Source organism: Candidatus Manganitrophus noduliformans (assembly GCF_012184425.1).
GTDB classification, from domain to species: Bacteria; Nitrospirota; Nitrospiria; order SBBL01; family Manganitrophaceae; genus Manganitrophus; species Manganitrophus noduliformans.
The window spans coordinates 633,667-650,959 of the sequence record NZ_VTOW01000001.1 but is presented as its reverse complement, the minus strand read 5'-3'; the positions used below and the strand labels follow the sequence as shown (position 1 = coordinate 650,959).

15 protein-coding genes are annotated in these 17,293 nt (G+C 58.0%); 9 read left to right on the top strand and 6 right to left on the bottom strand.

The features are described 5' to 3' along the window. The first annotated feature begins 166 nt into the window (after window positions 1-166). The 4 genes from MNODULE_RS03115 (at window position 167) to MNODULE_RS03100 (ending at window position 6,811) form a co-directional block, all read left to right on the top strand. Complete coding sequence (locus MNODULE_RS03115) at window positions 167-5,362, top strand: PAS domain S-box protein (RefSeq protein WP_168058020.1); 5,196 nt, start codon at window positions 167-169, stop codon at window positions 5,360-5,362. Then, window positions 5,359-5,991 (top strand): response regulator, encoded by a 633-nt coding sequence (locus MNODULE_RS03110; RefSeq protein ID WP_168058019.1) that lies wholly within the window; start codon window positions 5,359-5,361, stop codon window positions 5,989-5,991. The genes MNODULE_RS03115 and MNODULE_RS03110 overlap by 4 nt, the downstream gene beginning before the upstream one ends. A gap of 212 nt (window positions 5,992-6,203) precedes the next feature. Continuing rightward, the gene (locus MNODULE_RS03105) at window positions 6,204-6,443 is read left to right on the top strand and encodes a response regulator transcription factor (protein WP_168058018.1); all 240 of its coding nucleotides are present in this window, start codon (window positions 6,204-6,206) and stop codon (window positions 6,441-6,443) included. Continuing rightward, complete coding sequence (locus MNODULE_RS03100; protein ID WP_168058017.1) at window positions 6,443-6,811, top strand: response regulator; 369 nt, start codon at window positions 6,443-6,445, stop codon at window positions 6,809-6,811. Before MNODULE_RS03105 ends, MNODULE_RS03100 begins: the two co-directional genes overlap by 1 nt. A gap of 3 nt (window positions 6,812-6,814) precedes the next feature. Here MNODULE_RS03100 and MNODULE_RS03095 read toward each other — a convergent pair whose 3' ends face one another. Both MNODULE_RS03095 and glgP read right to left on the bottom strand, forming a co-directional pair. Next, the gene (locus tag MNODULE_RS03095) at window positions 6,815-7,360 is read right to left on the bottom strand and encodes an NUDIX hydrolase (RefSeq protein ID WP_168058016.1); all 546 of its coding nucleotides are present in this window, start codon (window positions 7,358-7,360) and stop codon (window positions 6,815-6,817) included. Between the two features lie 87 nt (window positions 7,361-7,447). Then, the gene (glgP, locus tag MNODULE_RS03090) at window positions 7,448-9,589 is read right to left on the bottom strand and encodes an alpha-glucan family phosphorylase (protein WP_168058015.1); all 2,142 of its coding nucleotides are present in this window, start codon (window positions 9,587-9,589) and stop codon (window positions 7,448-7,450) included. A 303-nt stretch (window positions 9,590-9,892) separates the two neighbouring features. Between glgP and MNODULE_RS03085 the strand changes: the two genes are divergently transcribed. Further along, on the top strand, window positions 9,893-10,723 hold the full coding sequence (locus MNODULE_RS03085) for a pyruvate, water dikinase regulatory protein (protein ID WP_168058014.1): 831 nt from the start codon (window positions 9,893-9,895) through the stop codon (window positions 10,721-10,723). 78 nt (window positions 10,724-10,801) lie between these two features. Then, the gene (trxA, locus tag MNODULE_RS03080; RefSeq protein ID WP_168058013.1) at window positions 10,802-11,659 is read left to right on the top strand and encodes a thioredoxin; all 858 of its coding nucleotides are present in this window, start codon (window positions 10,802-10,804) and stop codon (window positions 11,657-11,659) included. On the opposite strand, the gene MNODULE_RS03075 is transcribed toward trxA, so the two are convergent. Genes MNODULE_RS03075 through MNODULE_RS03060 form a run of 4 tightly spaced genes read right to left on the bottom strand, consistent with a single transcriptional unit; the run spans window position 11,656 to window position 14,283 of the window. Next, the gene (locus tag MNODULE_RS03075) at window positions 11,656-12,540 is read right to left on the bottom strand and encodes a DMT family transporter (protein ID WP_168058012.1); all 885 of its coding nucleotides are present in this window, start codon (window positions 12,538-12,540) and stop codon (window positions 11,656-11,658) included. The two genes, trxA and MNODULE_RS03075, sit on opposite strands and share 4 nt — an antisense overlap. Next, on the bottom strand, window positions 12,537-12,974 hold the full coding sequence (locus tag MNODULE_RS03070; protein ID WP_168058011.1) for a DUF5069 domain-containing protein: 438 nt from the start codon (window positions 12,972-12,974) through the stop codon (window positions 12,537-12,539). Before MNODULE_RS03070 ends, MNODULE_RS03075 begins: the two co-directional genes overlap by 4 nt. Beyond that, complete coding sequence (locus MNODULE_RS03065; RefSeq protein ID WP_168058010.1) at window positions 12,971-13,396, bottom strand: GNAT family N-acetyltransferase; 426 nt, start codon at window positions 13,394-13,396, stop codon at window positions 12,971-12,973. Before MNODULE_RS03065 ends, MNODULE_RS03070 begins: the two co-directional genes overlap by 4 nt. A 29-nt stretch (window positions 13,397-13,425) precedes the next feature. Then, complete coding sequence (locus MNODULE_RS03060) at window positions 13,426-14,283, bottom strand: class I SAM-dependent methyltransferase (protein WP_168058009.1); 858 nt, start codon at window positions 14,281-14,283, stop codon at window positions 13,426-13,428. A gap of 191 nt (window positions 14,284-14,474) precedes the next feature. Here MNODULE_RS03060 and MNODULE_RS03055 point away from each other — a divergent pair, with 191 nt between their 5' ends. The 3 genes from MNODULE_RS03055 to MNODULE_RS03045 are packed head-to-tail and all read left to right on the top strand — an operon-like array spanning window position 14,475 to window position 17,238. Continuing rightward, window positions 14,475-15,206, top strand: coding sequence for an SDR family NAD(P)-dependent oxidoreductase (locus tag MNODULE_RS03055; protein ID WP_168058008.1), 732 nt, complete (start codon window positions 14,475-14,477; stop codon window positions 15,204-15,206). Further along, the gene (locus MNODULE_RS03050; RefSeq protein WP_168058007.1) at window positions 15,203-16,192 is read left to right on the top strand and encodes a phosphotransferase family protein; all 990 of its coding nucleotides are present in this window, start codon (window positions 15,203-15,205) and stop codon (window positions 16,190-16,192) included. The genes MNODULE_RS03055 and MNODULE_RS03050 overlap by 4 nt, the downstream gene beginning before the upstream one ends. Before the next feature lie 17 nt (window positions 16,193-16,209). Beyond that, window positions 16,210-17,238, top strand: coding sequence for a zinc-binding dehydrogenase (locus tag MNODULE_RS03045; protein ID WP_168058006.1), 1,029 nt, complete (start codon window positions 16,210-16,212; stop codon window positions 17,236-17,238). Window positions 17,239-17,293 lie beyond the last annotated feature (55 nt).

Sequence of the window (17,293 nt, the reverse complement as noted above, 5' to 3'; positions counted from 1 at the left end):
GGCTTTCGTTGTCCTCTCAGTGACCCTGACCCTCACCGGGATCGCCTGGCACTTTACTCAACAAAACATTGAGAATAAAGCACATACTCGTTTTGACAGACGCGTCGCAAGGGCATCCAGGGCGATTGAAGGACGCATTCAGACGTATACAGATATCCTCCTGTCCGTGCGCGGTCTCTTTGCGGTGAACCAAAACATCACCCGGGCCGACTGGAGAAGATATATCGAATCGCTCCAGTTACAAAAACGTTATCCCGGCATTTACGATCTGATCTTTGTCAGATACGTGCCTAAATCGGAACGGGCTGCATTCGAAAGACAGGTGCGCAACGATACGAGCATCGGTCCAAAAGGTTATCCCGATTTTTCAATCCATCCCGAAGGAGATCGCCCCGAGTACTTCCCGATTGAATTTACAGAGCCGTTCTCACCCATTCCGGTACAGTTCGGCTTCGATATCGGAAGCGAGCCGGTCCGACGGCAAGCCCTCGAACAAGCGCGCGATACCGGTCATCCCGTCTCGACCGGACGGATTATCCTGGTCGGGACCGAGGAGGTCGGATTTTCCATTCGGGTCCCGGTCTACCGCAATGGGCTGCCTCAGACCACGGTGGAGGAGAAACGCCGCGCCCTGATCGGATTCGTCGCCTCCGCGTTCAACATGAAGGATCTCATGCAGGAGGTCCTCGGCGGCAATTCCAGGCTCGACTTTCAGTTTGAGATTTTCGACGGTGGAATGGAGAAGACAACCAATCCCCTTCCCCTCCTAACGAAAGAGAGCCTGCTTTACGACAGCAATGACATCCTGGGCGCCAACACCGGCAACAATCCCCCCAGATACACACAAATCGCCTCTTTGGATATCGCAGGTCGCCATTGGCACATCTACTTTTCCACCCATGCCTCCTTCCTATCGGAAATAGAAGAAACCCTTCCTTTCCTCATTCTTTTCGGCGGGGCGACGTTCTCCCTGTTGCTCTCTTACATTACCTGGTCGACGACGACCGCGCGCCGGCGCGCCATCGACCTCGCGGAGAGCATGACCGTCGATCTTCGGGAGAGCGAGGAAAGATTCCGTGCCATTTTCGACCGGGCCCCTTCCGGAATCGGCGTGGTCGATCTGGAAGGACGTTTTATTCAGGTGAATCAGAGTTATGCCGCCTTCCTCGGCTATACGCGGGAAGAGCTGACGGGACGGACCTTCCAAGAGATGACCCATCCGGACGACCTGGCGGCGAGCATGAGGGTGAGAGAGGAGCTGGCGGCCGGAAAGACTGATAAACATCGGTTTGAAAAACGCTATATCCGCAAAGATGGCCGGATCGTTTGGGGCGATATCACGGTCTCTCAAATCAACGACCCCTCGGGAAAGCCGAAGTATTTTGTCGCGGTCGTGGACGACATCACCGAGCGGAAACAGATGGAAGAAGCGCTGCGCGAGACCAACCACACCCTTCAAGCCCTCATCCAGGCCTCCCCCCTGGCCATCATCACCCTCGATCTGAATGGAAAAGTAACAACATGGAATCCCGCCGCCCGACAGATTTTCGGATGGAGTCCGGAAGAGGCCATCGGCCGCTTCAACCCCATCGTCCCCAAAGAGAAAGAGAATGAGTTTAAAGGATTGGTGCAGGCGCTTCTGCAAGGGAAAGTTTTTTCCAACCTCGAAGTCAGCCGCCAAAGAAAGAACGGCTCCCAGGTCGATGTCAGCTTATCCACCGCACCGTTGCGGGACGGGCAAGGTCATATCCGAGGGATCGTCGGCATTCTGGCCGACATGACGGTGCAGAAGCGGGCGGAGGAAGCGCTGCGGAATAGTGAAAGCCGCTTCCGGCGGGTCATTGATTCCAACATGATCGGCATTGTTTTCTCGGACGTCAACGGAAATATCACGGAGGCCAATGACGCTTTTCTTCAAATGGTCGGATATACCCGCGAGGAGCTTCGCTCGGGGGAAATCAGCTGGAAAGAGATGACCCCCTCCGAATATCGCCTTCTGGACGTCAAAGGCCTCGATGAGATGGCCGCCACCGGGGTCTGCGCTCCGTTTGAGAAAGAATTTATCCGCAAAGACGGAAGCAGGATCCCTGTGATGATCGGCGCCGCCTTCCTCGAAGCCTCCCGGGAGAAGACGGTCGGTTTTGTCGTCGATATTACCGACCGCAAACGGGCCGACGAACGGCTGCGGGAAAGCGAAGAAAAATATCGGCTTTTGTTCGAGAACAATCCGTACCCGATGTGGGTGTTCGATCTGGAGACGCTCGCTTTTCTGGCGGTCAACGAAGCGACTGTGTCCCGCTACGGCTATCATCGGGAGGAGTTTCTCTCGATGACGATCACAGATCTCTGCCCCGCCGAAGATATTCCGACCCTCCTTAAGAATCTTCCGCAGATCAGCACCCGTGTCGGCCCGGGGGGGATCTGGCGAAATAGAAAAAAAGACGGGACGGTAATCGACGTGGAGATCACATCGGATCTGATCTCCTTCTCCGGAAGGAAGGCCAAACTTGTCCTGGCCAACGATGTGACCGAGCGCCTCCGCGCGGAAGAAGCGCTCCGGCAAAGCGAGGAACAGTACCGGCTCCTGTTTGATCGAAATCCCCACCCGATGTGGGTCGTCGACCCTTCAACGCATACTTTCTTGGCGGTCAACGAAGCGGCGATCCGTCATTATGGTTATTCGAGAGAAGCGTTCCTTCGGATGACGATTTGCGACATCCGCCCGCCGGAAGAAATTCCTCTCCTACTGGGCTATCTCCAAGAGGCTGCGCATCGGGAAACATCTTCGGACCCGGTTATGGGCGGGGTCTGGACGCACAGAAAAAAAGATGGAAGCCTCATTGAGGCCGAGATCACTTGGAATCTGATCCTCTTCCGGGGAAAGGAGGCCCGGCTCGTTTTGGCGGAGGATGTCACAGAATCGAGAAAAACCGAACGGGAGCTGCAAGATTCAGAGCGCCGGTTCCGACAGCTGGCGGAGAACATCCATGAGATCTTCTGGATCGTGGAGCGCGATCCTTTCCGACTGCTCTACATCAGTCCCGCCTACGAGCAGATCTGGGGACGCGCCTGTCAGAGCCTGTATGATCAGCCGAAATCGTTTCTGGATGCGGTTTATCCCGAAGACCGGGTCCGTGTTCTCGACGCCATGGAGCAACAAGGCCGGGGAGAGCCGACCGACACCGAATATCGTATCATTCGGACCGACGGCTCCGTTCGCTGGATTCGGGATCGGGGCTTTCCGATCAAAGACGGATCGGGAAAGGTCTACCGCGTGGCCGGGGTGGCCGAAGATATTACCGAGCGCCGCCAAGCCGAACAGGCCTTGCGTGAAACGAATGAGACACTTCGCGCTTTGATTCATGCCTCTCCCTTGGCGATCTTCGCCCTCGACTCGGAAGGAAAGGTGAAGATGTGGAACCCCGCGGCGGAGCGGCTCTTCGGCTGGAGAGAGTATGAAATTTTCAATCAGCGATTCCCGATCCTTCCCGTGGATCAAGAGGAAGAGCTGGATCTTCTTCAAAAACTGGTCTGCGAAGGGAAAGGGTTTACCGGATTGGAGACGTGCCATTCCCGAAAGGACGGATCGTCGGTCGACATCAGCATCTCCGTCGCCCCCCTCCCCGGCTCGGAGCCGACGATGACCGGAATTGTCGCCGTCGTGGCCGATATTTCGGATCGCAAAAAAACGGAGGAGGCGCTCCGGAAGAGCGAAGAGCGTTTTCATCTCGCCACACGCGCCACCAACGACGCCGTCTGGGATTGGGATCTGATCACGAACACGCTTTGGTGGAATGAGAACCTTCAAACCCTCTTCGGCTACAAACCGGAGGAGATCGAGCCGGGGATCGAGTCTTGGACAAACCGGCTTCATCCGGAAGATAAAGAGCGGGTCCTCTCGGGGATTCACAGTGCAATCGCCGGCGGCGATCAGCTCTGGTCGGGGGAGTATCGTTTCCGGCGAGGCGATGGAAGTTATGCGACCCTCCTCGACCGCGGCTATATCGTTCGGGACGCGGCGGGGACGCCGGTCCGGATGATCGGGGCGATGATGGACATCACCGAGAGAAATCATGCGGAGGAAGCGCTCCGAATCAAGACGGACCAGCTGGCGGCGGTCACCGACGCGATGACCGCCTATCTCGACAGCCGAGACTGGAACGAGACCAGCTCGCTTCTTCTGCGCTCGGCCCTCCGCCAAACGGAAAGCGAATACGGCTTTATCGGCGTGGTCGTGGAAGGGCCGGCCTTCCGGATTCTCGCCATCGAAGGAATTGACGTCGGACCGATCCAGATCCGTCCATTCTATAAAGACGCCCTCCGGATGGACGGAAAGCAGGAATATCTTGAACTCTACCGCTTCGACAATCTCTTCGGAAAAGTCATCGAAAGCGGGAAGGTCGTCATTTCCAACGATGCCGCCGCCGATCCCCGCTCCGGAGGGATCCCTCCCGGACACCCCGCCATGCGCAACTTCCTCGGCGTTCCGATCGTCCGTGCAAACGAGGTGGTCGGAATGATCGGCATTGCGAATCGCCCCGGCGGATACAGCGGGACGGAGCAAGCGGGTTTAGAAATTCTCTCCCACGCCACGGGGGTCCTATACGATAGCTATCGCCGGAGAGAAAGGGAGATCGCCCTGGAAAATCAGCAAAGGAACGTCGAGAAGGAGCTGCGGCGATCCCAGGAGCAGCTCCGAAGCCTCTCCAGCCGGCTTCACTCCATGGTGGAGGAAGAGCGGACCCGCATCTCGCGCGAAATTCACGACGAACTGGGACAGCTATTGACAATTCTAAAAATGGAACTATCATGGCTGAAAAAACGGCTGCCGAAAAAAGAAGCGCTGCTGCGGGACAGAACGAAATCGATGGCAAAGCTGGTCGACACGACCGTTCAGACCCTCCGGAAGATCTCGACGGAATTGAGACCCGGCGTATTGGACGACCTCGGGCTGACCGCCGCCATTGAATGGCAGGTTTCGGAATTTCAAAACCGAACGGGGATGCGCTGCCGGTTCACCGTTCGGCCGGAGGAGATTCTGCTTGACCCCGACCGGTCCACCGCGGTTTTTCGGATTTTCCAGGAGACGCTCACCAATATCGTCCGGCATGCCAATGCCGATGAGGTCGCCATTCTCCTGGAAAAAACCGAGGAAGTCTTGACCTTGGAGGTCAGAGACAACGGAAGAGGGATCACGCAAAACCAAATTACGAATTCGAAGTCGCTCGGACTCTTGGGAATCCGTGAGCGGGCGCTCCTCTGGGGAGGAACCGTACAGATCGGCGGCGTCCCCGGAAAAGGGACCACCATCACCGTGCGGATTCCGCTTCAGCAACCGACCGACGTTGGAAAGGAAGTATGATCAAGATTCTCATTGCAGACGATCACGCAATCGTCCGGAGAGGATTGAAACAGATCCTCACGGAAACCTCCGATATGGTGGTCGCGGGGGAAGCGCACAACGGTCAGGAACTGCTCGAAAAGATGAGGAGCGATCAGTGGGACGTGATCGTTCTGGATATTTCGATGCCGGGCCGCGGAGGCCTCGACATCTTGAAGCAGTTGAAGAGCGAGCGGCCGAAGCTCCCGGTTCTCATGCTGACCATTCACCCGGAAGATCAATACGCCGTCCGCGTGCTCCGGGCGGGGGCGTCCGGCTATTTGACGAAGGAGAGCGCCCCGGATCACCTCGTCGAGGCGATCCGGAAAGTCGCCCGAGGGGGGAAATATATCAGCCCGCATCTGGCGGAGCGGCTTGCCTTCAACCTGGAGTCTATTTCCGAGCGGCCGCTTCACGAAGCGCTTTCCGACCGTGAATTTCAAGTGCTCCGGCTCATCGCCTCCGGGAAAACGGTCAAAGAAATCGGCGAAGAGCTCTCACTCAGCGTAAAAACCATCAGCACTTATCGAACCCGCATTCTCGAGAAGATGAAGATGAAAAACAATGCGGAGATGACCCACTACGCCATCCAACAAAAGCTGGTTGAATAGCGCTGACCTCCCTAGCCCCCTCAACACCTGTAGACATTGTAGGACAAACACCTACGAACATACCAGTCGGCGTCCCACAAAATAAACAGACCGAATCCGATACTCATTTCAAGCCTTCCCTTCTATATTTCTGACTAGCTATATCAATGGGGGATGTTATCCGAAGGGTCGGACGCCGACCATTGTCAATAAACAACCAGGAGGGACGAGAAATGCCGGAAGCAAGGGCGTTGACCAAGCGAGAACAAGAAGTGATCCGTTTGGTCGCAGAAGGATTCAAGAATCGAGAGGTCGCGGAAAAACTCGGGATCCGAGTCAAGACCGTAGAGACCCACCGGGCCAATATCATGAATAAACTTGCCCTCCGAAACGTGGCCCAGTTGATCCGGTATGCCATTCAAAAAGGATTGGTTAAAATCGATCAAGAGGCTTTTGAGGAATCGATCCGTTGATGAAGCGAATTCTCGTCGTCGATGACGAACAACTCCTCCTTGACCTTGTATCACATCTTCTTTCCAAAATCGGTTATCAGGTCGATCAGGCGATCGATTGCCGCGAGGCTGCCGGGAAATTGAAGGAAAAAGGATATGATGCCATCTTCCTCGATATGAAGATGCCATTTATGGATGGGAAGGGATTCTATGAGAAGGTTCAGGCCCACTTTCCCGATATGGCAAAGCGGATCATTTTCTTAACGGGCGATATCGCAAACCAGTCGACGACCGAATTCATTCAGGAGACCGGCAATCTCCATCTTCACAAACCGTTTACGATAAAGGAATTCAAAGCCGTCCTCGACCAGCTTTTTCAGTCGGTTTAACTTCTAAACCGCTTTTAGAACGGTCTGTCGATACCAGAGAAGCGCCAAGAGCGTCTTGCTGTCGATGATCTTTCCTGAAAGTCCCTGCTGATAGATTTCGGCAAATGGAAGGAGCACCACTTCGATGAACTCGCCGGGGTCGGTATGCGCATGGGGATTGGGGCGAAGATCGCGGCCGAGAAAAACTTCAATCTTGCCGGTCGAAAAACCGACCGAATGGTAATAGCCGAAGAGGAAATCAAGCCGCTCCGGCCGCATCCCCACCTCTTCTTCGCACTCCCGCCGCGCCGTTTCGGACGAACTCTCCCCCGGCTCTAAGATCCCGGCGGGAATCTCCAGCGTGACCTGACCGATCGCCGGCCGATATTGTCGGACCAGGTAAACCTTCCCTTCCGAATCGATCGGAAGAATACCGACCGCGTCCGGCGGGGAGACAATCTCCCGAAGCGCCTCCGTCCCATCGGGAAGCCGGACGATTTGCTCCTCGGTCCGAATATACTTTCCCTGATAAACCACCGTTTTCCGAATTAACTTTTCTTCCAGATCCAAGAACACCCCACAGGGTCAATACGGAGAATGAAGTAGAGACGTCCCGGCGGGACGTCTCTACCGGTTCCGCATCCTGAAATCGAATTGCTACTCCTTCGATTGCCTCGCGGCCGGCGCATAAAGTTTATCGGCGTACTCTTTGACCATCCGTCTGGCGCAGAAGAAAGGGGCCACGGTGCGAATCGCCTCTTTGACCGTCTGAATCCAACCGCGCGGAACACCATCCGCGTCCCGCCGGTAGTAGAGGGGGATCACCTCGTTCTCCAAGATCGAGTAGAGCTCCTCCGCGTCGGACGTATCTTGCATTTCGGGAGAAAGATTCTGAAGGGAGGGTCCCGGTTTCACTCCAAAGGTCCATCCATTCGAGCCGTTGTACCCTTCCGGCCACCACCCATCGAAGATACTCAGCTGGGGGACGCCGTTGAGGGAAGCCTTCATCCCGCTCGTGCCGCTCGCCTCCAGGGGCGCCCGGGGAGTATTCATCCAGATATCGACCCCCTGTATAAAAAAGTGGGCGACGTGCATGTCGTAATTCTCGACGAAAGCGATATGCCCGGCCAGCCCCGAATCTTTGGCGAGAGTGTAGATCTGCTGGATGTAGCGCTTGCCGACCTCATCGGCCGGATGGGCCTTGCCGGCAAAGACGATTTGAACCGGCCGCCATCGGTTTCCCAAGATCTTCTTGAGCCGCTCCAGATTCTGAAAAAGGAGCGTCGCCCGCTTATACGCGGTGAAGCGTCTGGCAAAGCCGATCGTCAGCGCCTCCGGATCAAGGAGGGTGCCGGCCGCCAGAAGCTGAATCGGATCGGCGCGATCTTCCGTCCAAGAGGTCCGCGCCCGCTCCCGGATGAATCCGAGCAACTTTCGCTTCAGCTGTTGCCGCGTCTCCCAGAGAAGGTCGTCCGGAACATCCATCACCCGCTGCCAGAGGGTCGGCTCGTCATGATGGTGGACCCAATCGGGGGAGAGATACTTTTTATAGAGCTCGTTCATCTCCGGCGCGACCCAGGTCGGCGTATGGATTCCATTGGTGATCGAAATGATCGGGACCTTCTCGACGTCGGTATTCGGCCAAAGATGCTGCCACATCTTTCGCGAGACCTCTCCATGGAGCTGGCTGACGGCGTTGCGCCCCTCTGTGAGATGAAAGGCGAGAACGGTCATGTTGAACGCCTCCCCCCACGGCTCCGGATGGCGTCCCAACTCCCAAAAGCGGGCCTGGTCCAGCCCCAACATCGGCCAATAATTTGAAAAGTATTTTTCGATCAGCGCGGCGGGAAAGGCGTCATGTCCGGCGGGGACCGGCGTATGGGTGGTGAAGATGCTGCTCTTCCGGACCGACTCGGCCGCTTCCTCGAAGCGCTTTCCGGCGGCGACCCCCTCGCGGATTCGCTCCAGCATCTGGAACGAAGTATGTCCCTCGTTGCAGTGCCAGACGGTCGGATGGATGCCGAGGGCGCGCAAGAGGCGAACCCCCCCGATGCCGAGGACGATTTCCTGGCGGATCCGCAGCTCCTGGTCCCCACCGTAAAGACGGGCGGAAAGCTCCCGATCCCATGGGGCATTCTCCGGAACATCGGTATCCATCAAATAAAGCCGGACACGGCCGACCCGAACCTCCCAGACTTTGATATAGATACTTCGCGGACCGACAGGAACTTCAACGAGCGCCTGACCGGAGGGGAACTGGGCCGGCCGAATCGCCACCGCGTTGAGGTCGAGCGGTCGGTAGATCGGCTCCTGCCATCCGTCCGCCTGGATCTTCTGATGAAAATAACCTTGGGGATATAGAAAGCCGACGCCGATGAGAGGGATCCCGAGATCCCCCGCTTCCTTACAGTGGTCTCCGGCCAAGAGGCCCAACCCGCCGGAGTAGATCGGCAGCGAGTTATGCAGTCCAAACTCCGCCGAAAAGTAGGCGATCGAAGCGGAAGAAAGATCGGGGAATCTCTCTCCAAACCAGGTCGGGCGAGAACCGAGATCGGTGTCCAACGCCTTAATCACCGCGTCATAACGGCGAAGGAAGGTCGGGTCTTCGGCCACCTCTTTGAATCGCTCCTTCGCCAACCCTTGCAACACCTTCACCGGGTTGTGATTGGTCTGCTTCCAGAGGGGACGATCGAGGGCCTCAAAAAGGGACCGCGCCTCCGGATGCCAACTCCACCAAAGATTGTAAGCAAGCTCTTCCAGGCGATTGATCCGTTGCGGGATTTCTAACAGTTGTTTCATTGAACGGCATTCCTTTCTTTCATTCTGTATGAGCGTATCTAATGAGGGCTCCCGGCGCCCGATAGAACCGGACAGACGCGTCTGAGCATCTCCTCACCGGGGCGAAACAGACGGGGTGAAGTCACCGTGTGCCAGCTTAACAAAATCGGCTCCAAAGATCAACGAAAGACATGGAAACACGGGAGTGTGTGGGGTATGGCGTAAGGGGTAAATTCAAAATATTTTAGGCATTTTCGCCTCACGCCTCCGGTGTTTTCGATCTTCAAGATTGGTTTTTTCAAAGAAATCGGTTATCATGTCGCCATGCCCGAACGTCCCGCCGAGGTCCGTCCCATCTTCGTCGTCTCCGACGCCACGGGAGAAACTGCGGAAAAAATCTGCCAGGCCGCCCTTTCCCAGTTTTCTCAAGATAAAACCATCCTGGCCCGCCGCCACTACATCCGCTCGGAAACCCAGATACAAGAGGTGCTTCAGGAAGCAAAGTCGCGCCAGGGGCTGATCATCTTTACCTTCGTCTCCGAGTCGCTTCGGCTCAAAATGCGCGAAGAGGCCCTCCAGTCGGGGCTGCTCGCCGTCGATCTCCTTGGGCCGCTTTTGACCGCAATGAGCCATTTTCTCAATAGCCGGCCCCGCTCCGAACCGGGACGGCTTCACCGGATCGATACCGACTACTTCAGCCGCGTGGAGGCGGTGCAGTTTACGGTGAAGCACGACGACGGCCAGAGCATCCAGGGGATCGTTCAGGCCGATATTGTCCTGGTCGGCCCTTCCCGAACGGCGAAAACGCCCCTCTCTATCTATCTTGCGCAGTTCGGCTACAAGGTGGCAAATATTCCCATTATCTTGAATATTCCCCTCCCGAAAGAGCTGCAGCGGGTCGATCCGGCCAAGGTCGTCGCCCTGATCATCGAACCCCAGCGCCTCATGGAAATCCGTGAGGCGCGACTGATGAAGCTGAACCGGCGGGTCGCCGGTTATGCCGACATGGAGCCGATCATTCAGGAGCTCAGCTACTGCCGCGAGCTCTATCGCCAGAATCCGCGGTGGGGAATCATCGATGTGACCGGGCGCGCCGTCGAAGAGGTCGCCACCGACATTATGGGCTGGATCCGTCGATCCGATCCCCTTCGATAAAAACCCCCCTTAAAACCGCCCCATCCCCGCACGATTCATCCTGTGCTAGAATGAGTATCGAGAAAAGGGAGCGTAGCGATGGATTCTATTTGGATGAAAGAAGCGAACGAAGCCGATTTTGAAGAGAAGGTCATCGCCGCTTCGAAGACAACGCCGGTGCTGGTCGATTTCTGGGCGGAGTGGTGCGGCCCCTGCCGGATGCTCGCCCCGATCCTGGAGCGGGTGGTGAACGCCTATCAGGGGAAAGTTCAACTCGTCAAGGTGAACACCGATGAAAATCCGAGCCTCGCGGGCCGGTATCGGATTCAGGGGATCCCGGCGGTGAAAGCCTTTGTGGACGGCCACATGGCCGATGAATTCGTCGGCGTTCTTCCGGAAAGGCAGATTCGGGAGTTTGTCGATAACCTCGTCCCCTCCGAGGCCGATCTCATCGCGCAGAAAGCGCGCCCTCTAGAAGAGAAACAGCCGCGCGAAGCGCTCGGTCTCTACGAAGAGGCGCTCAAGCACGAGCCGCAACATGCCGCGTCCCTGCTCGGAAAGCTCCGGCTCCTCCTGGCGCTGGGCCGGGTTGAAGAAGCCCGCCTCTTCTTCAATCATCTTCCGGCCGCCCTTCAATTTCATGAAGAGACCCGTCGGCTGCAGATTCGACTCGACCTCGCCCTTTCCCAAAAGAGCGGCCCGTCGCTGGCCGAGTTACAGGCCCGCGCGGCGCGCGAGCCGGAGAATCTGCAACATGCATTCGATCTGGCCCACCGGCTTGCCGCCGACGGAGAATATGAGAAAGCGCTGGAAACCTACCTTGCAATCGTCCGGAAAGACCGCCGCTTCAAAGATGACGGCGCCCGCAAGGCGATGCTCCAACTCTTCGAGGTGATCGGCCCCCGCTCCCCCTTGGCCGAAAAATATCGGGAGAAGCTGGCGCAGATTCTTTTTTAACTTTCTCCTTCCCGCCGGTTCACCATCCAGACGCTGACCAAAATCAATCCCATCCCCGCCAATTGTTTGATCGAGATCGTTTCCGAAAGGAGAACCACGCCCAATACCAATGCCGTCACCGGGATCAGGTTGCTGAAGATCGACGCCCGGGTCGGGCCGACCGCCTGAAGACCGATGTTCCAGGCAAAGAAGGCAATGACGGAAGCAAAGAGGATCAGATAGGTCAGCGCCCCCCAGGCCGACGGTGGGACCGATTGCAGCGGCGCCGTTTCCCAGATCGCCAGGGGAACGATCAGCATCGTGCCGATCGAAAAGGTCGCCATGGTGAGGGCGAGGGAAGAGTGCTCCTTTAGAATGGATCGCGCCAAGAGGGTGTAGGAGACCCAGGAGAGAACACCGAGGCAAACAAAGAGATCTCCCCGCCAGGAAGCGACCGCTTGCGCCTGAGGAGGTCGCGCCACGACCAGGACTATCCCGATGAAGGAGAGGAGGCATCCGGCCGTCCGTCGCCGGGTCAGCGGCTCTCGGAAAAAAAGCGCCGAGAGAAGGGCGGTCAAAACCGGCGTCGAGCCCATGATGATACCCGCCTCCGAAGCGGGAATCGTTCGAAGGCCGTAGTAGTTCGCGAGTTGATTTCCGATCATCGACAGGAAGGCGAGAGAGAAGAGGAGCGGAAGCTCCCCCCGTTTGAACGGCCGCCGGTCGTTCGACCCCCACCAGAACGGCAGGAGGCAGAGGGTCGCCCCGACCCCGCGCAGGAGGGCGAGACGAAGCGGCGGAAAGTGGGTCACCCCCCATTTTTGAGCGATCACCGAGCCGCCCCAGAGAAAGGCGGCGAGCATCAGCAGGAGCGAAGCGGCGCGCTGCGAGACCGGCTTCATCTCGTCGGAATCCGCCCCTCATCCAGATCGATCATGTCGAGGACGCTGATCGAGGCCAGATCGACCTTGCCCGCCAGTTCCGGATAAATCTTCTTACGATATTCCGCCATCTCCGGCGTGGGGCGGTAGGTCGCAATCTCTTCGGCCCAGGCCTCCTTTTCCGAAGGGTTGTGGGAAATGGCGTGTCGTTCGACCCAGGCGAGAACCGCGTCGTCATTCTTTGCCGTTAGAATCGCCTCTCTTAATTTCTCCGCATCAAGTCCGGTGAAGGCGAGAAATCGGCTGTCGAGGGTCGATCCCGTCGGCTTGAGAAGATTGCCGACATACTCCGGCGGAAGAGTCCCCTGCGCGTGCAGCCGGACCTTGTCGATCAGCCGGGGGAGGAGGAGATAGCCGCCGAGCCGCTCGCGGGGGGATCGGAGCGCAGACGTCACGGCTTCGTCTCCTTTCGAACAAAGATCATCGAGCTGTATCCTTCCTCTTCCGTCGTCACAAAGCCGAGTTTTTCATAGAACGGGCGCTTGTCCCTGGTCAGCAGATAAAAGACCGGAACCTTCTTTAAAGAAGGATGGGTCAGAATTTTATAGATCAGCGCGCGCCCGACCCCCTGTTTCTGCACATCGGGGTGGACGATGACGTCATAGACCGCCGCGCGAAAAATGAAATCGGTCAACACCCGCCCAAAGGCGACCAGGCGCGGCCCCTCCCAGAGGGAAAAGACCAGACTCGACTGTGAGAGAACCTGTTGCGTCTCCTCCAGCGTCCGATCTTTGGACCAATCGGCATAACGGTAGAGCGCCAAGACCGCTTTCGGATCGATCTCTCGGCTGTCGCTGAATCGGAGCGGCGTTTTCATTTCGGCGTGATCTCTTTCCATCGGCAAGATTAAGACGGCTTGCGCGCAACGACAATCCGGATCGCCATCGGCAGGGCGATTTCTTCTCCCCTTCGATACGGCTCCACCGCTTCTTTGATCTGACGCTCCGCCTCTCCCCGATCTTTCGACGAGAGCTTGGCAAAAAGCGGCTGGAGCGGGGCGGCCATATCGATGAGGTTGGTCCAATAGGTCTCCGGCGAATCGTAAAACGATTCTGCTTGAATCTCTTCGTCCGTCAATTTACGAAGTCCCGCCTTCTCGGCCATCCCCGAGAGATCCCCCGGTTTCGCCAACCGGAAAATCCCCGGCTGATCGGGCGGAGGTTGCGGGATCTCGATAAACCGCTTGAGAACATCGACCGGAATTTTGACGAAGGGGTTTTGGTCCGGCCCCGACCAGACCGCCGCCGCGAAATAACCCCCCGGCTTCATCACCCGCGCGATTTCGCCGACCGCCTTCGCAACGTCGGGAAGGAACATCAGGCAGAATCGACTGATGACCGCGTCGAAGGAATGGTCCGCTTCCGATAGGTGCGTCACATCGGCGACGCGGAAGTCGAGCTGAAAGAGTCCCAAGCCGTATGCTTTCCGCTTGGCCCGGTCGAGCATCTCCTCGGAGAGATCGAGGCCGAGCACCTCTCCTTCGTTCCCGGCCGCATCGGCGGCGACAATCGCCGGATAGCCGGTCCCGGAGCCGAGATCCAACACCCGCTGCCCCGGCCGAATCCGGGCATCGCCGACAAGCCGGTAATTGAGAAAGGAGAGGTTTCGGTGAAGCAGCGCATCCCACTTCTCCCACGCCGGGGCAACCCGGCTCCAATCTTGCCGTTGCTGCTCAATGATCTCTTCGGGACTCATCTGCGCCATCGAAATTCCTTTCCATTGAAAATTCATTCTCTGTAGAGACGTCCCGGCGGGACGTCTCTACACGAAAAAATTAAATCGTTGGGGCAATCTACCACAGCAACGGCGTTCAAATCAATGAACAGAGCGACCGATCCGGGTTTGCCATTGAATTGATCGGTCGTTTCCATTATCCTAACTTCCGGAGGTTCAATATGCAATTGAAAGACAAGGTCGTCCTGATCACCGGGGGAGGCCGCGGCATCGGGCGGGCGGCGGCGGAGCGATTCGCCGCCGAAGGGTGCAAGATCGCGATCTGCGCCCGGAGCGAGGGGGAGCTCTTCGGAACGGCGAAGGTGATCGAAGAGGCCGGCGGCTTGGTCCGGCCCTTCCGGCTCGATATTTCGGTTCGCAGGGATGTCCAGCGGATGGTGGCCCAGACCGTTTCCGATTGGGGGGCGATCGATTTCCTGATCAACAACGCCTCGGTCCTCGGCCCCTCCGAGCCGATCGCCACCTATCCCCCCGAGGCCTGGGAAGAGGTGATTCGGGTCAATGTCAACGGAACCTTCTATGTCACGCAGGCGGTCGTCCGGACGATGATTCCGCGCCGGGCCGGAACGATCCTCTCGGTCACCTCCAGCGTCGGAAGAATCGGGCGGGCCACCTGGGGGGCTTACTCCGTTTCGAAGTTCGCGCTCGAAGGGATGATGCAGACGCTCGCCGAGGAGGTCGCTCCATTCAATCTCCGCGTCGTGACGCTGAATCCCGGCGGCACACGGACGAGGATGCGCGCCGCCGCCTACCCCAAAGAAGATCCGAGCCGGCTCCAAGATCCGGCCCGGGTCGCAAAAGCGCTCCTCTTCCTTGCCATGGCGGCCGATGCCGACCCGCATCTCCATGGGAAGTCGCTCGACATGTCCGATCTCCCCGACGAGGCAAAATGACCCCGCCCCAAGCGCCCCCCCGGATCGATCTTCCGCTGGCGCGGGAGATCTGCCGCCGGCACCGGATCGGCCGGCCGGTCTGGGTCTCGGAGCCGATGGGGGGCGCGGTCAATGAGAGTTCTCTTTTTTTGATGGAGAACGGCCGGCGATGGGTCTGCCGGATCAATGTCCACGATCGGGAGCTCGATAAAATTAACCGAGAGGCGAAAAACTACCGCTGGCTTCACCAGGTCGCCCCCGATCTCCCGCTCGCCCTCGATTACCTCTCCGACTGTTCTAGAGAATTGCTGCCGTTCGACTACGCGCTGATCCCTTTTCTGGAAGGGCGCGGCGTGGGTGAAGCGATCGAGTCGCTTCCGAAACCGAAACGGAATGCCCTCTTGGAAGAGATCGGCCGGCTGCTGCGGCGATTCCATCGAATTCGGGTCCCCTTCTTCGGCAATCGGCTCGATGACCCGCGCGTCTTTCCGAAAGAAGCCTCCTGGCGCGACTATTTTCGGGAGCGGTTCGACCAAGCGCTCTCACGCTGCGAGAAAGATCTCGGCGGCGCTCCGACCTGGAAAGAAGCCCTGACACTCCGTTTTACCGAGGAGCTGCAAGCGCTTCCCGAGCGTATTGAGCCGGTCTTCCTCCATGGGGACTTCCATTATGATAATCTTCTCTTTATGGAAAGCGATTCGGGCGTGCCGCGGATCTCAGGGGTGTTCGATCTTGAATGGGCTTGGTGGGGGGATGCCACCGCCGATCTACTTCATCTGGAAGAAGCTTTTTTCTTCTATCCTCAAGATCGCGCCCCGTTTCTGTCGGGCTATGAGAAAGCGGACTGGCCGGCCGAGTCGTTGAAGGTCTATCGGACCCTCCACTCGCTCCAGGTTCTCGCCGTCGGTTATGAAATGGCACCGGAGCCGAATTGGGATCTCATCGCCCGACATGACGAGAGACTTCGCCTGTTGGCGGAGGGGAAAAATCCGATGGAACCGTTTTGATCCAAGGAGGTTTGTCGATGAAAGCGGTCCGTTTCCACCAATTCGGAGAGATCGATACCCTGGTTTATGAAGAGGTCCCCACACCCAAGGCGGGACCGGGGGAGGCGGTCGTGCAGGTCAAGGCCTGCGCCTTGAATTATCTCGATCTCTGGATCCGCCAAGGCGTTCCGGCGTATAAGATCCAGCTTCCGCATATCCCCGGCTCCGATGTCGCCGGGATTGTGGCGGAGGTCGGCCCCGGGGTGGAGGGAATCTCCGTCGGGCAGCGGGTGGTCATCGCGCCGGGCCTCTCCTGCTTTCGCTGCGCTTACTGCCTCTCGGGACGGGACAATCTTTGCGATCAATACCGGATCTTCGGGGCGGGAACCGACGGCGGCTACGCCGAGTTTGCGAAAGCGCCCGCGGCGAATCTCATCCCCATTCCGGATGGGATTTCTTTTGAAGAGGCCGCCGCCTTTCCGATCACCTTTGTCACCGCCTGGCACATGTTGATCACCCGCGCCGCCCTGAAGCCGGGACAGGATCTCTTGGTTCTCGCGGGGGGAAGCGGGGTCGGGAGCGCCGCCGTTCAGATCGGCAAGCTCGCCGGGGCGCGGGTGATTGCGACGGCCAGCACCCGGAAGAAGCTCGACCAGGCCCGCCAGCTGGGGGCCGATCTCTTGATCAACTATGCGGAGCGCGACTTCTCGCGGGAGGTGTTCAAGATGACACAGGGGCGAGGGGTCGATGTCGTCTTCGAGCATGTCGGCCCCGCCACCTTCGGCAAAAGCATCGTCTCCCTTGCGAAGAACGGGACCCTCGTCACCTGCGGCGCGACGACCGGGCCGACGACCGAGCTCGATCTCCGCCACGTCTTCTGGAAAGACCTCTCGATTTTAGGGGCGCGAACCGGAACCCGGGCCGAGATGGAGACGGTCGCCCGTCTCGTCGGCGAGTGGAAACTGAAACCGATTGTCGATTCGGTTTATCCCCTCTCCAAGGCAAGAGAAGCGCAGGAGAAGATGCAGTCGCGGGATCTTTTCGGGAAGGTGGTCCTGACGCCGTAAATTGCGGTACAAATTGTAGGGGCGTATTGCAATACGCCCCTACGAAAAACAATCA

Bases quoted from the DNA above. Each gene is read 5' to 3' on its own strand.
- MNODULE_RS03110 (WP_168058019.1), top strand. From the start codon at position 5,359: ATGATCAAGATTCTCATTGCAGACGATCACGCAATCGTCCGGAGAGGA.
- MNODULE_RS03105 (WP_168058018.1), top strand. From the start codon at position 6,204: ATGCCGGAAGCAAGGGCGTTGACCAAGCGAGAACAAGAAGTGATCCGT.
- MNODULE_RS03100 (WP_168058017.1), top strand. From the start codon at position 6,443: ATGAAGCGAATTCTCGTCGTCGATGACGAACAACTCCTCCTTGACCTT.
- glgP (WP_168058015.1), bottom strand. From the start codon at position 9,589: ATGAAACAACTGTTAGAAATCCCGCAACGGATCAATCGCCTGGAAGAG.
- MNODULE_RS03085 (WP_168058014.1), top strand. From the start codon at position 9,893: ATGCCCGAACGTCCCGCCGAGGTCCGTCCCATCTTCGTCGTCTCCGAC.
- trxA (WP_168058013.1), top strand. From the start codon at position 10,802: ATGGATTCTATTTGGATGAAAGAAGCGAACGAAGCCGATTTTGAAGAG.
- MNODULE_RS03075 (WP_168058012.1), bottom strand. From the start codon at position 12,540: ATGAAGCCGGTCTCGCAGCGCGCCGCTTCGCTCCTGCTGATGCTCGCC.
- MNODULE_RS03065 (WP_168058010.1), bottom strand. From the start codon at position 13,396: ATGAAAACGCCGCTCCGATTCAGCGACAGCCGAGAGATCGATCCGAAA.
- MNODULE_RS03060 (WP_168058009.1), bottom strand. From the start codon at position 14,283: ATGGCGCAGATGAGTCCCGAAGAGATCATTGAGCAGCAACGGCAAGAT.
- MNODULE_RS03055 (WP_168058008.1), top strand. From the start codon at position 14,475: ATGCAATTGAAAGACAAGGTCGTCCTGATCACCGGGGGAGGCCGCGGC.
- MNODULE_RS03050 (WP_168058007.1), top strand. From the start codon at position 15,203: ATGACCCCGCCCCAAGCGCCCCCCCGGATCGATCTTCCGCTGGCGCGG.
- MNODULE_RS03045 (WP_168058006.1), top strand. From the start codon at position 16,210: ATGAAAGCGGTCCGTTTCCACCAATTCGGAGAGATCGATACCCTGGTT.